We start from the raw sequence: 14,485 nt of genomic DNA, 5'->3' as shown, positions 1-14,485 counted from the left end.
ATCATTTTTAACATTCCCGGCGTTTTTCTACCTGCCACACAATTCTCAATTAACAAGGTTGCACAAAGTTGCAACATGGTGGATATTTCTACGCAACCTCATCTTGGCACGAAGACGTTCTATTACAGGAGTTCCTGACATGGGCACCACCACCATGGGTGTAAAACTTGACGACGCGACGCGTGAACGCATTAAATCCGCGGCGAGCCGTATTGACCGCACGCCGCACTGGCTGATTAAACAGGCCATTTTCAACTATCTGGAAAAGCTGGAAAACGACGAGACGCTGCCGGAGCTGCCGGCGCTGCTGTCCGGCGCGGCGAACGAAAGCGATGAGGCCGGTCATCCGGCTGACGAACCTTATCAGCCCTTCCTCGATTTCGCCGAGCAGATCCTGCCGCAGTCCGTTTCCCGCGCGTCGATCACCGCCGCCTGGCGCTGGGCCGAAACCGACGCCGTGCCGATGCTGCTGGAGCAGGCTCGCCTGCCGCAGACTCTCGGCGAACAGGCGCACAAGCTCGCCTATCAGCTGGCGGAGAAGCTGCGCAATCAGAAAACCGCCAGCGGCCGCGCCGGAATGGTGCAGAGCCTGCTGCAGGAGTTCTCGCTCTCCTCGCAGGAAGGTGTGGCCCTGATGTGTCTGGCGGAAGCGCTGCTGCGCATTCCCGACAAAGCCACCCGCGATGCCCTGATCCGCGACAAAATCAGCAACGGCAACTGGCAGTCGCATATCGGCCGCAGCCCGTCGCTGTTCGTCAACGCCGCCACCTGGGGGCTGCTGTTTACCGGCAAGCTGGTCTCGACCCACAACGAAACCAGCCTGTCGCGCTCGCTGAACCGTATTATCGGCAAAAGCGGCGAACCGCTGATTCGTAAAGGCGTCGATATGGCGATGCGCCTGATGGGCGAGCAGTTCGTCACCGGCGAAACCATCGCCGAAGCGCTGGCCAACGCCCGCAAGCTGGAAGACAAAGGCTTCCGCTACTCCTACGATATGCTGGGCGAAGCGGCGCTGACCGCCGACGATGCCCAGGCCTATATGGTCTCCTACCAGCAGGCGATCCACGCCATCGGCAAAGCCTCCAACGGACGGGGCATTTATGAAGGACCGGGCATTTCGATTAAGCTCTCCGCGCTGCACCCGCGCTACAGCCGCGCCCAGTACGACCGCGCGATGGAAGAGCTTTACCCGCGCCTGAAATCGCTGACCCTGCTGGCGCGCCAGTACGATATCGGTATCAACATTGACGCCGAAGAGGCCGATCGCCTGGAGATCTCTCTCGATCTGCTGGAAAAACTCTGCTTTGAACCGGAGCTGGCGGGCTGGAACGGGATTGGCTTTGTGATCCAGGCCTATCAGAAACGCTGCCCGTTCGTGATTGACTACCTGATCGACCTCGCGACCCGCAGCCGTCGCCGCCTGATGATTCGTCTGGTCAAAGGCGCCTACTGGGACAGCGAAATCAAACGCGCGCAGATGGACGGTCTCGAAGGCTATCCGGTCTATACCCGCAAGGTCTACACCGACGTCTCCTATCTGGCCTGTGCGAAAAAGCTGCTGGCGGTGCCGAGCCTGATCTATCCGCAGTTCGCTACCCATAACGCCCACACCCTGGCGGCAATTTATCAGCTGGCCGGGCAGAACTACTACCCGGGACAGTACGAATTCCAGTGCCTGCACGGCATGGGCGAGCCGCTGTACGAGCAGGTGACCGGTAAAGTCGCCGATGGCAAACTCAACCGCCCGTGCCGTATCTACGCGCCGGTCGGCACCCACGAAACGCTGCTGGCCTACCTTGTGCGTCGTCTGCTGGAAAACGGCGCCAACACCTCGTTCGTGAACCGGATCGCCGACAGCACCCTGCCGCTGGATGAACTGGTTGCCGACCCGGTCGCCGCGGTGGAAAAACTGGCCCAGCAGGAGGGCCAGGTGGGTCTTCCGCACCCGAAAATCCCGCTGCCGCGCGACCTTTACGGCAAAGACCGCAGCAATTCAGCCGGTCTGGATCTCGCCAACGAGCATCGTCTGGCCTCCCTCTCCTCCTCGTTATTAAACAGCGCGCTGCATAAATGGCAGGCGCTGCCGATGCTGGAGTACCCGGTGGCCGAAGGCGAAATGCAGCCGGTCGTGAACCCGGCGGAGCCAAAAGATATCGTCGGCTACGTGCGCGAAGCCAGCGAGGACGAAGTTCAGCAGGCGCTGACCAGCGCGGTTAACAACGCGCCAATCTGGTTCGCCACCCCGCCGCAGGAGCGCGCGGCGATCCTCGAACGCGCCGCGGTGCTGATGGAAGGCCAGATGCCGACCCTGATGGGCATCCTGGTGCGCGAAGCGGGGAAAACCTTCAGCAACGCCATTGCCGAAGTGCGCGAAGCGGTGGACTTCCTCCACTACTACGCCGGTCAGGTGCGCAACGATTTTGACAACGAAACCCATCGCCCGCTGGGCCCGGTCGTCTGTATCAGCCCGTGGAACTTCCCGCTGGCGATCTTTAGCGGACAAATTGCCGCCGCGCTGGCGGCAGGCAATACCGTGCTGGCAAAACCGGCCGAGCAGACGCCGCTCATCGCCGCTCAGGGCGTGGCGATCCTGCTGGAAGCGGGCGTACCGCCGGGGGTTATTCAGCTGCTGCCGGGCCGCGGGGAAACCGTCGGCGCCTCGCTGACTTCCGACGAGCGCGTACGCGGCGTGATGTTTACCGGCTCAACCGAAGTCGCCACCCTGCTGCAGCGCAATATCGCCAGCCGGCTGGATGCTCAGGGTCGTCCGACGCCGCTGATCGCCGAAACCGGCGGCATGAACGCGATGATCGTCGACTCTTCAGCATTAACCGAGCAGGTGGTGATCGATGTGCTCGCCTCGGCGTTCGACAGCGCGGGGCAGCGCTGCTCCGCCCTGCGCGTACTCTGCCTGCAGGATGATATCGCCGATCATACGCTGACCATGCTGCGCGGCGCGATGGCCGAGTGCCGGATGGGCAATCCGGGCCGTCTGACCACCGATATCGGGCCGGTGATTGACGCCGAAGCCAAAGAGAATATTGAGCGCCACATCCAGACGCTGCGCGCCAAAGGGCGCAAAGTCTTCCAGGCGGTGCGCGAAAACGGCGAAGATTCCCGCGAGTGGACCAGCGGTACTTTCGTTCCGCCGACGCTGATTGAGCTCGACAGCTTCGATGAGCTGAAAAAAGAGGTCTTCGGCCCGGTGCTGCACGTAGTGCGCTATAACCGCAACGAGCTGGACGGGCTGGTCAAACAGATTAACGCCTCCGGCTACGGTCTGACCCTCGGCGTGCATACCCGTATTGACGAAACCATCGCTCAGGTCACCGGCAGCGCCAACGTCGGCAACCTGTACGTCAACCGTAATATGGTCGGCGCCGTGGTCGGCGTGCAGCCGTTCGGCGGCGAGGGCCTGTCGGGTACGGGTCCAAAAGCCGGCGGCCCGCTGTATCTGTATCGACTGCTCTCCAGCCGCCCGCAGAACGCCGTCGGGATTACCCTCGCCCGCCAGGACGCGGAGTATCCGCTGGACGCGCAGCTGAAGACGCTGCTGGAAAAACCGCTGGTCGCTTTACAGCAGTGGGCGGCGGATCGCCCGGAGCTGCAGGCTTTGTGCCAGCAGTTCAGCGAGCAGGCGCAGGCCGGAACCCAGCGTCTGCTGCCGGGGCCAACCGGCGAGCGCAACACCCTGACCTTTATGCCGCGCGACCGCGTGCTGTGCGTGGCCGATAATGAGCAGGACGCGCTCACCCAGCTGGCGGGCGTGACCGCCGTTGGCTGCGAAGTGCTGTGGCCGGACGCTCCTCTGCAGCGCGAGCTGGCGAAAAAGCTGCCGCGTGAGGTCAGCGCGCGGATCCACTTCGCCAAAGCGGAAACCCTGACGACCGAGCCTTTCGATGCGGTTATCTACCACGGCGATTCCGATCAGCTGCGGGAGCTGTGCGAACAGGTGGCGGCGCGCGATGGCGCGATCGTGTCGGTGCAGGGCTTCGCCCGCGGCGAGAGCAATCTGCTGCTGGAGCGCCTCTATATTGAACGTTCGCTCAGCGTCAATACCGCCGCGGCCGGCGGCAACGCCAGCCTGATGACGATTGGCTAAGCCCGCTTCCCGGGTTGCGGCTGATGCCTTACCCGGGCTACCCAACCACAGCCCGCACTATCAGTAGCCCGGGCAAGGCGCTTTGCGCCGCCCCCGGGAAGCCGACGGCACAACGTCAGCTAATGACACCAGACGCAGGCTGTGGTTAATTAAGGCTCCCGGACGGGAGCTTTTTTTATGGGAGTTGACCAATGAAACGCACTTTACTCGCTTTTGCCGCGCTGCTGGCAAGCACCCATGCGCTGGCGGACGAATGCAGCAACGCCAGCAATCAAACGGAAATGAACCAGTGCACCGCCGAGCGGTACCAGGCTGACGACAAAAAACTAAATGAAACGTATCAGGAAGCGCTGAAGCGCGCCTCCGGCAAGCAGCAGGAGTTGCTGAAAAAAGCGCAGCTGTCGTGGATTGCCCTGCGCGACGCCGACTGTCAATTCCTCGCCTCCGGCGCTGAAGGCGGCAGCGTACAGCCGATGCTGATCAACCAGTGCATGTCCGATAAAACCGTCGAGCGCGAATCGTTCCTCGCCTCGCTGCTGCAGTGCGAGGATGGCGATCAGAGCTGCCCGCTGCCGCCCGCCAATTAACGTACGCGAATCCCTTCGATAATCATCCGCTGGACGTTATCGACGGTTTGCTGAAAAAACGCCTCATCGCGCAGCGTCGCGCCGGTTACCGCCTCAACCTGAGTGGCGAAATCGGCGTAATGCTGTGTGGTCGCCCAGATCATAAAGATCAAATGCTGCGGGTCAACCGGCGCCAGCCTGCCGCTCTCGACCCAGCCGGAAATAATCGCCGACTTTTCATCCACCAGCGCTTTCAGATCGCCGGTCAGCTCGCCCATCAGCAGCGGCGCGCCTTGCAGCATCTCCAGGCAGAACAGCCTTGACGCCTGCGGGTGATCGCGGGAAACCTCCAGCTTAAGGCGGATATATTCGCCGATGGCCACCAGCGGGCTGATATCTTCGCGAAAGGCCTTTAGCGGCGCCAGCCAGATAGCCAGAATCTGCTGCAGCACGGCAATATACAGCGCCTCTTTCGACGGGTAGTAGTAGAGCAGGTTCGTTTTCGATACCCCGGCCAGTTCGGCGACCTGCTCAAGCCGCGTACCGTGGATACCAAACTGCGAGAACGCGTCCAGCGCGGCGGCCAGGATAGCCTCTTTTTTCGCGCTCACCGCCTGTGAGCGTTTGCCGATCTTTTTCACGCCGCCCTGTGCCATTCGTTATCTCCTTCTTTTCACGCCATCAGCATAGCAAAAGCCCAGCGCCGACACGACTCTCTGCACCCTGATTGCGCACGACTGCGGTTTTTTCGTGCACCGATTTTGACCATTCAGTCCACTTTTATTGCTGCTATTTTCGGCAACCATCCAGCAACACCTTAATAACATTAGCCTTTGCAAAACTGGCATCGCCTTTGCTTTATCTTTCAGGCGAGGTGATTGAGGGAGATGCAGGATGCAGCGCCGCGCCTTCTTGTTCAACGACATGCAGAGAGGTAGGTATGAAAATTGGTGTCTTCGTTCCGATTGGTAATAACGGCTGGCTGATTTCCACCCATGCTCCCCAGTACATGCCGACGTTTGAGCTCAATAAGGCCATCGTGCAAAAAGCCGAACACTACGGCTTCGATTTCGCGCTGTCGATGATTAAACTGCGCGGCTTCGGCGGTAAGACCGAATTCTGGGATCATAATCTGGAGTCCTTCACCCTGATGGCCGGACTGGCGGCCGTCACTTCGCGCATTAAGATCTACGCCACCGCCGCCACGCTGACGCTGCCCCCGGCGATCGTCGCGCGCATGGCCTCGACTATCGACTCTATCTCCGGCGGCCGCTTTGGCGTCAATCTGGTGACCGGCTGGCAAAAGCCGGAATACGAGCAGATGGGCATCTGGCCGGGCGACGACTACTTCGCCAGCCGTTACGACTATCTCACCGAATATGTCCAGGTCCTGCGCGACCTGTGGGGAACCGGGCGCAGCGACTTTAAAGGCGACTACTTCACCATGAACGACTGCCGCGTCAGCCCGCAGCCGTCGCAGCCGATGAAAGTGATCTGCGCCGGGCAAAGCGACGCCGGTATGGCGTTCTCTGCCCGGCACGCTGACTACAACTTCTGCTTCGGCAAAGGGGTCAACACCCCTGCCGCCTTCGCCCCGACCGCCGCGCGGATGATGGAGGCGGCGGAAAAAACCGGCCGCGACGTCGGTTCCTACGTCCTGTTTATGGTGATTGCCGACGAAACCGACGAGGCGGCCCGCGCCAAATGGGAGCATTACAAAGCCGGCGCCGATGACGAAGCGCTGGCGTGGCTCACCGAACAGAGCCAGAAAGACACCCGCTCCGGCAGCGACACCAACGTGCGCCAGATGGCCGATCCCACCTCGGCGGTCAACATCAATATGGGCACCCTTGTCGGCTCTTATGCCAGCGTCGCCCGCATGCTCGACGAAGTGGCGGCGGTACCCGGCACCGACGGCGTGCTGCTGACGTTTGATGATTTCCTTATCGGTATCGAAGCCTTTGGTCAGCGCATTCAGCCGCTGATGCGCTGCCGCGACCATATCGCCACCATGACTCAAGAGGTTGCCTGATGATTACCCTGCCCGCTCGCCCGGAATCCCTGACCTTTGCGCCGCAGCAGAGCGCGCTGATTGTTGTCGATATGCAGAACGCCTACGCCAGCCAGGGCGGCTATCTCGACCTCGCCGGATTTGACGTTTCCGCCACCCGCCCGGTTATCGACAATATCAACGTCGCCGTGGCCGCCGCGCGCGCCGCCGGGATGCTGATTATCTGGTTCCAGAACGGCTGGGACGACCAGTACGTGGAGGCCGGCGGCCCCGGTTCGCCGAATTTTCATAAATCCAACGCGCTGAAAACCATGCGAAAGAACCCGGAGCTGCAGGGCAAGCTGCTGGCGAAAGGCGGCTGGGACTATCAGCTGGTCGATCAGCTTAAGCCGCAGCCCGGCGATATCGTGCTGCCGAAACCGCGCTACAGCGGCTTCTTTAACACCGCGCTCGACAGCATTCTGCGCAGCCGCGGCATCCGCCATCTGATCTTTACCGGTATTGCCACCAACGTCTGCGTGGAATCGACCCTGCGCGACGGCTTCTTCCTCGAGTATTTCGGTATCGTGCTGGAAGACGCCACCCATCAGGCCGGTCCGGCGTTCGCCCAGCAGGCGGCGCTGTTCAATATCGAAACCTTCTTTGGCTGGGTCAGCGATGTCGCCAGCTTCTGTACCGCCCTTGAGCCCGCCGCGCCGCGCGCCTTTTCCGAGGAGAAACGTTATGCCTAAACAGGTGATTATTCCGCCAGGCACCACTACGCCTATCGCCCCGTTTGTCCCGGGCACGCTGGCCGACGGCGTGGTTTACGTCTCCGGCACCCTGCCGTTCGATAAGCAAAACAACGTGGTCTATATCGGCGACCCAAAGGCGCAAACCCGCCACGTGCTGGAAACCATCAAGAGCGTTATCGAGACGGCGGGGGGCAGTATGGCGGATGTGACCTTCAACAGCATCTTTATCACCGACTGGAAAAACTACGCCGCGATTAATGAGGTCTACGCGGAGTTCTTCCCCGGCGACAAACCGGCGCGTTTCTGCATTCAGTGCGGGCTGGTGAAGCCCGATGCGCTGGTGGAAATAGCCACCATCGCGCATATCGGGAAGCCGGCATGATGAAGCTAAATGTCTCCCCGGCGCCTTATCCGGGCGCGCCGGCGGTGGTTCTGAGCGCCGGGCTCGGCGGCGCGGGCGGCTATTGGCTACCGCAGCGGGCGGCGCTCGAACCGCACTATCAGCTGGTGAGCTATGACCATAACGGCACCGGTGAAAACGGCGGCCCGCTGCCCGTCGGCTACAGCATGGCGGCCATGGCGCAGGAGCTTAACGCGGCGCTGCAGGCGGCGGGGATTGTGCGTTTTGCGCTGGTCGGTCACGCCCTGGGCGCGCTGATCGGTCTGCAGCTGGCGCTGGACCATCCCGAAGCGATAAGCGCCCTGGTGCTGGTGAACGGCTGGCTGACGCTCTCCCCGCATACCCGCCGCTGCTTTCTGGTGCGCGAACGCCTGCTGCACGCGGGCGGCGCGCAGGCGTGGGTAGAAGCGCAGCCGCTGTTCCTCTATCCGGCGGAGTGGATGGCTTCTCGCCTGCCGCGGCTGGAGGCCGAAGACGCGCTAGCCATCAGCCATTTCCAGGGCAAAGAGAATTTACTGAAAAGGCTGAACGCCCTCAAGCAGGCCGACTTTTCGCGGCGGGCGGCAGCGATAACCTGCCCGACGCTGATTATCAGCGCCGCTGACGATCTGCTGGTCCCGGCCTCCTGCTCCCGCGTGCTGCAGGCGGCAATCCCCGGCAGCCAGCTGGCGGAAATGGCCTGGGGCGGCCACGCCTGCAACGTCACCGATACCGCCACCTTTAACCCTATTTTATGCGACGGGCTGGCCGCGATGCTGCCCGTCCCCCAGGAGAATCTATGAGCGAAGCCATTAGCCCGGCCGCCTGCGCCGCGCTGTTTACCGAGGCCCGAACCCATAACGGCTGGCTGGACAGGCCGGTCAGCGACGAGCAGCTGCGTGAAATCTACGCCTTGCTGAAAATGGGACCGACCTCCGCTAACTGCTCCCCGGCGCGCTTCGTTTTCATCCGCACACCGGAAGGCAAAGAGAAGCTGCGCCCGGCCCTGTCGAGCGGCAACGTTGCGAAGACCCTGCAGGCGCCGGTCACCGCTATCGTCGCCTGGGACAGCGCGTTCTATGACCGGCTGCCGGAGCTGTTCCCTCACGGCGACGCCCGCAGCTGGTTTACCTCCAGCCCGCAGATGGTGGAAGAGACCGCCTTTCGCAACGGTTCATTGCAGGCGGCGTACCTGATTTTCGCCTGCCGCGCGCTGGGCCTGGACACCGGCCCCATGTCGGGCTTTGACCGCGAAAAAGTCGATGCGGCGTTTTTTGCCGACGGCGCCTGGAAAAGCAACCTGCTGATTAATATCGGCTACGGCGATCCCGGCAAGCTGTACGCTCGCCTGCCGCGTCTGCCTTTTGATGATGCCTGCCAGCTGGCATAAGGAGCCCGCATGTCTACTGCCGATAAACAAAGCTTTCGCGACGCCATGGCCCACGTCGGGGCGGCGGTCAACATCATCACCACCGATGGTCCCGCAGGCCGCGCCGGCTTTACCGCCAGCGCCGTCTGCAGCGTTACCGACGCGCCGCCCACGCTGCTGGTGTGCCTGAATCGCTCCGCCTCGGTGTGGCCGATCTTCAGCCAGCACCAGGCCCTGTGCGTCAACACCCTGGCGGCCGGCCAGGAAGAACTCTCGAACGTTTTCGGCGGTAAAACGCCGATGGCGGAGCGCTTCGCCGCCGCCGACTGGCAAACCGGCGCGACCGGCTGTCCGCGTCTGGAAGCGGCGCTGGTCAGCTTCGACTGCCGCATCAGCCAGATCGTCAGCGTCGGAACTCACGACATCCTGTTTTGCGAAGTGGCGGCGATTGTACGCCATCCGGAACCGCGCGGACTGATGTGGTTCGACCGCGGCTACCACACGCTGATGCGTCCAGCCTGTTAACCCTAAACCCAGGATCTCATCATGGCTCTCTTCGATTTTCCTCGCTGGCAGTTAACCTCCCCCTCCGCCGCGTCCGGCGTCGTGGCCCCCGATGAACGTCTGTCGGTCGGGCAAACCGTGGTGATGGGCGTTCAGCACGCGGTGGCGATGTTTGGCGCGACCGTCCTGATGCCAATCCTGATGGGGCTGGATCCCAATCTGTCGATCCTGATGTCCGGCATCGGCACCCTGCTGTTCTTTTTGGTTACCGGCGGGCGCGTGCCGAGCTACCTTGGCTCCAGCGCCGCCTTTGTCGGCGTGGTCATTGCCGTTACCGGCTTCAATGGCCAGGGGCTTAACCCGCACCTTAGCGTTGCGCTGGGCGGCATTATGCTCTGCGGGCTGGTTTATACCCTGATTGGCCTGGTGGTGATGAAAATCGGCACCCGCTGGATTGAGCGGCTGATGCCGCCGGTAGTCACCGGCGCGGTGGTCATGGCGATAGGCCTTAACCTCGCGCCCATCGCGGTACGCAGCGTATCAGCAACGCCGTTCGACGGCTGGATGGCGGTACTGACGGTGCTGAGCATCGGCCTGGTCGCGGTGTTTACCCGCGGGATGCTGCAGCGGCTGCTGATCCTCGTCGGGCTGATTATCGCCTGCGCGCTGTACGCATTGCTGGCCAACGGCCTCGGGCTGGGCAAGCCGCTGGATTTTAGCCTGCTTGAGCAGGCGGCGTGGTTCGGTTTGCCGCAGCTGACCGCCCCGACCTTTAACGGCCAGGCAATGATGCTGATCGCTCCCGTGGCGGTGATTCTGGTGGCGGAAAACCTCGGCCACCTGAAGGCGGTTGCCGGGATGACCGGGCGCAATATGGACCCGTATATGGGCCGCGCGTTCGTCGGCGACGGACTGGCAACGATGCTCTCCGGTTCGGTTGGCGGCAGCGGCGTGACCACCTACGCGGAGAATATCGGCGTGATGGCGGTCACCAAAGTGTACTCGACGCTGGTGTTCGTCGCGGCGGCGCTGATTGCGATGCTGCTTGGGTTTTCACCGAAATTCGGCGCGCTGATCCATACCATTCCGGGACCGGTGATCGGCGGCGCATCGATTGTGGTGTTTGGCCTGATTGCCGTCGCGGGCGCGCGAATTTGGGTGCAAAACCGCGTGGATTTGAGCCAGAACGCAAATCTGATTATGGTGGCGGTGACGCTGGTGCTGGGGGCGGGCGACTTCGCGCTTTCGCTCGGCGGCTTTACCCTCGGCGGCATCGGGACGGCCACCTTCGGCGCGATCCTGCTCCACGCTCTGCTTAACCGCCGTCCGCGTGAGGCCGGGCAAACCAACGTCACCCCGGTATAAAAGCGTGCAACGCCAGCAGACCCGTACCGGGAAATGCCCGGTCGCGCTGCGCTTACCGGGGCTACAAAACAGCGTCAACCCGTAGCCCGGTTAAGGCGTTTACGCCGCGAGCCGGGCGCTCCTCCCGCTCAGCGGAACCTGCAAAGTGGAAAAAAAAACCGCCGACGTGACGTCGGCGGCGAGGGTGATGGGGTCGGGCCCGGGAGATTAACCCCATCAGCAACAATCCGGCGCGCTAGCTTTCGCGGCTACCATGACTGTTTTTGCCCCCTTTCTTGCCCGCTTCGGAAGCGCGTTGAGGATCGTTTTTAAAGTTCCCCCCGCTATGCTGGCCACCTTTACGACCTGCTTCTGATGCTCTTTCACGGTCTTCGGCAAAGTTGCCGGCACCGCCACGATGGTTTGCCATTACTGACCTCCATTTAGGTTAGACATCATGCTGCATTAGGTGAAACACGAGGCTCTGGCCTCCGCGATACGGGTTGCGTATCACGTGCTTTTAAGGTTAGCGAAGGAAAGCCGTGCCGGGTGGATATCGTCACATTCTGAAATAGATTTTGTATAAGAACTGCCGCTATTGCGCCGGACGCGCGCTAAGCGACTCTTATGACAGCCTAAAATAGCGCCGCTGAAGATGTATCTTTTTGCAACAGCCCTGAATGTTAGCAATGTTGTTATAAATCAAATAAATGATTGTTGCATTTGCACTCTTCGCCAGAGGTCTTATCTTTAAAGGTAGCCAGTCGACTGGCTGGCTCATAACGCAACCGAGGAGTGATGCAAATGGCTAAGATTCTGGTGCTTTATTATTCCATGTACGGACACATTGAGACCATGGCGCATGCCGTCGCCGAAGGAGCAAACAAGGTAGATGGCGTTGAAGTGGTCGTGAAGCGCGTGCCGGAAACCATGCAGGCAGAGGTTTTTGCCAAAGCAGGCGGGAAAACGCAAAACGCGCCCGTCGCCACGCCGCAGGAGCTGGCTGAGTACGACGCCATCATCTTTGGTACCCCAACCCGTTTCGGCAATATGTCCGGACAGATGCGCACCTTTCTCGATCAAACCGGCGGCCTGTGGGCGTCCGGAGCGCTGTACGGCAAACTGGCCAGCGTATTCAGCTCAACCGGTACCGGCGGCGGTCAGGAGCAAACCATCACCTCAACCTGGACCACGCTTGCCCACCACGGGATGATTATTGTACCGATTGGCTACGGCGCCCAGGAGCTGTTTGATGTCTCGCAGGTTCGCGGCGGCACGCCTTACGGCGCCACCACCATTGCCGGCGGCGACGGCTCACGCCAGCCAAGTGAAGAAGAATTAGCCATTGCCCGCTATCAGGGGCAACACGTTGCGGGTCTGGCAGTGAAATTACACGGTTAATCTTCAGCAGGAGGACAAGCATGCCGAATCAAGAAGCAAAGGCCCACCGCGTGGGTGAATGGGCCAGTCTGCGCAATACGTCTCCCGAAATTGCCGAGGCGATTTTTGAATTAGCCAATTACGATGAAAAGCTGGCGGAGAAAATCTGGGAAGAAGGCAGCGATGAAGTCCTGCCCCTCGCCTTCGCCAAAACCGACAAAGACTCCCTGTTCTGGGGCGAACAAACTATCGAACGCAAGAACGTGTAGCCAGAACAGGTACGCAGTACCGCCTCCGGGAGTTCTTACATGAGCTTCCCGGAGGCGCCTGTTCGGGCTATAAGACCAGGCTAAACATCGGCAGCAAGACCCGGATTGCTCCGGGTTTTTTATACTCTGCTACTTCGTGGCCTCGGCCATCGCTTTTTTAAAGGTGTCCATCGGGCAGAAGCCGTTGTCATCGACCGGACAACCGTTCAGCGCCAGCGTCACCCGCTGCGGCGGCGATTGCAGGGTCAGCGCATCGGCATTGCGCAGCTGTTCGGTACTTTGATACACGTACTCAATCTTCATCAAGTCGCGATTGCCGCTCTTATCATGCCAGCGCTGGAACACCAGCTTGCCGCCGATGGGCGTACGTTCGTACTGGTTGTGCAGCTGATAAGGTTTAAAATCCAGCGCCGTCAGCAGCGAGGCGATATTGGAATCGTGCCCCACCAGCAGCGTGACTTTCGCCGCTTTCGCCGCGTCGCCCACCAGCGCGTTATCGATATATTTCACCAGCGGTTTAGCCACGTTGCGCGCCACTTCCGGCGAGGTGAACAGACTGTCCTGATAGCCGTTTTTCAGCTTCGACAGCACCTGCCACTGCTTATCGCTGGCGATTTCGCCCCACGCCACCTGGTCTTTCGGGAAACCTTCGTAATATTGCAGCGTAAAGGCGTCAACCAGCGAGTTGCCGACTTTAAGCGGCCCGGAAACGCCCGGCTCCTGCTGATATTTGGCGCTAAAGGTATCTTTCGCATCGCTCAGCGAGCACTGCTGCTTCTCTTTGCAGGACGGGGAGTTACGGTAGTCGGTCATCTCCTCCAGCAGCTTATAGCTTTCGCTCAGCTGCATCCCCTGCCGCTCTTTCTCCATCGCCTGCACCGCCTTTTCGCTAAACGCGGCGGAATCGTCAGTGATCACCGGATTAAACGTCGGGTCCATGGTGCCCATTTTTTCCTGATGGTGCACGGTCACGCCGCAGCCGGGAAACGCGCCGGTGATAAAGAACTGCGCGGTGGCGACGGTGCGCTGCAGGCTATTGGCATAGGCGTAGACCGCGTTCTCCGGCGGGCATTCGCCGCTGGTCACCAGCCCCTGCTGCGCCAGCCATTCGCGCATATAGTGCCCCATATACACTTCCAGCACCCCGCCCTTGGTGGTCAGCTGGCCGCCGGGGACATCCCACTCAGGCCAGGACTTCGGCGTTGATTGCTCCAGCACGCTGCCGTTGTTCGCCAGCGGCGCGCGCAGGTTATGGCGGCTCATGATCAGCACCTGCTGAAGCTGGTACCCTTCCGGTGCCGCCTGTTCCTGCGCCTGGACGCCGGCGGAGAGTAAAATAACGCCGGTCACGGCGGCAGCGAGTAGACTTTTTCTCATCCCTTAATCCTCAGTCAGTGATTATCATCGCCTTAATTGTGACAAATTTATGACATTTTTCCGGGCAATGGCTCGCAAAGTGCGGAAAGAAATACGCTTTCCGCCAGAACGAAGGGAGGCTGAAATCAGAGGGGGGCGTTACTCCGGTAGCGGTACCGCCGCCAGCGTGCAGATAGCCGCATGCTTGCCGCCGCGATGGTCGACGATCAGCACTTTATCGCCGGCTTTTTTTCCTTCGCAGGGTTTTAACACCTGCTCGACAATACGTTCACGAATTGACGGCTGCCCGGCGTCAGCCAGGCTATGGAATGAAGTCAGAATCAACAACGGCCCAATAAGACCGATGATATGCTTGTTAAACATTTATTACTCTCAACCCTATTTAAGCGGGCCAAGGGTAGCAGCCTGTGGCACTCTCGTCTGTAAATTCGCTTAAACGAGTGTAACCCG

At 60.8% G+C, this 14,485-nt stretch carries 15 protein-coding genes; 11 read left to right on the top strand and 4 right to left on the bottom strand.

The genetic code is table 11. The annotated features are described in order from the left end of the window. Positions 1 to 139 precede the first annotated feature (139 nt). Both putA and ABLU88_RS21290 read left to right on the top strand, forming a co-directional pair. Positions 140 to 4,102 carry a trifunctional transcriptional regulator/proline dehydrogenase/L-glutamate gamma-semialdehyde dehydrogenase gene (gene putA / locus ABLU88_RS21295; RefSeq protein ID WP_348837878.1) on the top strand — a complete coding sequence of 1,321 codons (3,963 nt, stop codon included), beginning with the start codon at positions 140 to 142 and terminating at the stop codon, positions 4,100 to 4,102. Between the two features lie 191 nt (positions 4,103 to 4,293). Beyond that, the gene (locus ABLU88_RS21290; RefSeq protein WP_014228800.1) at positions 4,294 to 4,689 is read left to right on the top strand and encodes a lysozyme inhibitor LprI family protein; all 396 of its coding nucleotides are present in this window, start codon (positions 4,294 to 4,296) and stop codon (positions 4,687 to 4,689) included. Here the strand turns inward: ABLU88_RS21290 and rutR are convergent. Beyond that, positions 4,686 to 5,324: an HTH-type transcriptional regulator RutR gene (gene rutR, locus ABLU88_RS21285; RefSeq protein WP_004849813.1), complete on the bottom strand. Its 639-nt coding sequence runs from the start codon at positions 5,322 to 5,324 to the stop codon at positions 4,686 to 4,688. The genes ABLU88_RS21290 and rutR overlap by 4 nt on opposite strands. Positions 5,325 to 5,608: 284 nt before the next feature. Here rutR and rutA point away from each other — a divergent pair, with 284 nt between their 5' ends. The 7 genes from rutA to rutG are packed head-to-tail and all read left to right on the top strand — an operon-like array spanning position 5,609 to position 11,030. Beyond that, entirely contained in the window at positions 5,609 to 6,700 is a 1,092-nt protein-coding gene (rutA, locus tag ABLU88_RS21280) for a pyrimidine utilization protein A (RefSeq protein WP_348837875.1), read from the top strand. Beyond that, positions 6,700 to 7,410, top strand: a complete 711-nt coding sequence (gene rutB / locus ABLU88_RS21275) for a pyrimidine utilization protein B (protein WP_004849808.1) — start codon at positions 6,700 to 6,702, stop codon at positions 7,408 to 7,410. Before rutA ends, rutB begins: the two co-directional genes overlap by 1 nt. After that, positions 7,403 to 7,795: a pyrimidine utilization protein C gene (gene rutC, locus ABLU88_RS21270; protein WP_348837872.1), complete on the top strand. Its 393-nt coding sequence runs from the start codon at positions 7,403 to 7,405 to the stop codon at positions 7,793 to 7,795. The genes rutB and rutC overlap by 8 nt, the downstream gene beginning before the upstream one ends. Beyond that, the gene (gene rutD, locus ABLU88_RS21265; protein WP_348837870.1) at positions 7,792 to 8,595 is read left to right on the top strand and encodes a pyrimidine utilization protein D; all 804 of its coding nucleotides are present in this window, start codon (positions 7,792 to 7,794) and stop codon (positions 8,593 to 8,595) included. Before rutC ends, rutD begins: the two co-directional genes overlap by 4 nt. Beyond that, complete coding sequence (locus ABLU88_RS21260; RefSeq protein WP_014228796.1) at positions 8,592 to 9,182, top strand: malonic semialdehyde reductase; 591 nt, start codon at positions 8,592 to 8,594, stop codon at positions 9,180 to 9,182. The genes rutD and ABLU88_RS21260 overlap by 4 nt, the downstream gene beginning before the upstream one ends. A 9-nt stretch (positions 9,183 to 9,191) precedes the next feature. Continuing rightward, positions 9,192 to 9,686 (top strand): NADH-dependent FMN reductase RutF, encoded by a 495-nt coding sequence (gene rutF, locus ABLU88_RS21255; protein WP_004849801.1) that lies wholly within the window; start codon positions 9,192 to 9,194, stop codon positions 9,684 to 9,686. A gap of 21 nt (positions 9,687 to 9,707) precedes the next feature. After that, positions 9,708 to 11,030, top strand: a complete 1,323-nt coding sequence (gene rutG / locus ABLU88_RS21250) for a pyrimidine utilization transport protein G (RefSeq protein ID WP_348837867.1) — start codon at positions 9,708 to 9,710, stop codon at positions 11,028 to 11,030. A gap of 235 nt (positions 11,031 to 11,265) precedes the next feature. Here rutG and ABLU88_RS21245 read toward each other — a convergent pair whose 3' ends face one another. Continuing rightward, on the bottom strand, positions 11,266 to 11,439 hold the full coding sequence (locus ABLU88_RS21245; protein ID WP_004131287.1) for a general stress protein: 174 nt from the start codon (positions 11,437 to 11,439) through the stop codon (positions 11,266 to 11,268). A gap of 374 nt (positions 11,440 to 11,813) precedes the next feature. Here ABLU88_RS21245 and wrbA point away from each other — a divergent pair, with 374 nt between their 5' ends. Both wrbA and ABLU88_RS21235 read left to right on the top strand, forming a co-directional pair. Then, the gene (gene wrbA, locus ABLU88_RS21240) at positions 11,814 to 12,410 is read left to right on the top strand and encodes an NAD(P)H:quinone oxidoreductase (RefSeq protein WP_004100968.1); all 597 of its coding nucleotides are present in this window, start codon (positions 11,814 to 11,816) and stop codon (positions 12,408 to 12,410) included. 20 nt (positions 12,411 to 12,430) lie between these two features. Next, entirely contained in the window at positions 12,431 to 12,658 is a 228-nt protein-coding gene (locus ABLU88_RS21235) for a YccJ family protein (protein WP_004849783.1), read from the top strand. A gap of 129 nt (positions 12,659 to 12,787) precedes the next feature. Here the strand turns inward: ABLU88_RS21235 and agp are convergent, their stop codons facing one another. Together agp and ABLU88_RS21225 are read right to left on the bottom strand one after the other, a co-directional pair. Next, positions 12,788 to 14,035: a bifunctional glucose-1-phosphatase/inositol phosphatase gene (gene agp / locus ABLU88_RS21230; RefSeq protein ID WP_025106248.1), complete on the bottom strand. Its 1,248-nt coding sequence runs from the start codon at positions 14,033 to 14,035 to the stop codon at positions 12,788 to 12,790. 138 nt (positions 14,036 to 14,173) lie between these two features. Further along, the gene (locus tag ABLU88_RS21225) at positions 14,174 to 14,398 is read right to left on the bottom strand and encodes a hypothetical protein (RefSeq protein ID WP_064380751.1); all 225 of its coding nucleotides are present in this window, start codon (positions 14,396 to 14,398) and stop codon (positions 14,174 to 14,176) included. Between the last annotated feature and the right edge of the window lie 87 nt (positions 14,399 to 14,485).

The organism is Klebsiella sp. GW_Kp182 (assembly GCF_040062275.1).
Lineage (GTDB): Bacteria > Pseudomonadota > Gammaproteobacteria > Enterobacterales > Enterobacteriaceae > Klebsiella > Klebsiella michiganensis.
Note: the sequence above shows the minus strand (reverse complement) of the source record. Positions and strands in the feature narration are given on the sequence as shown.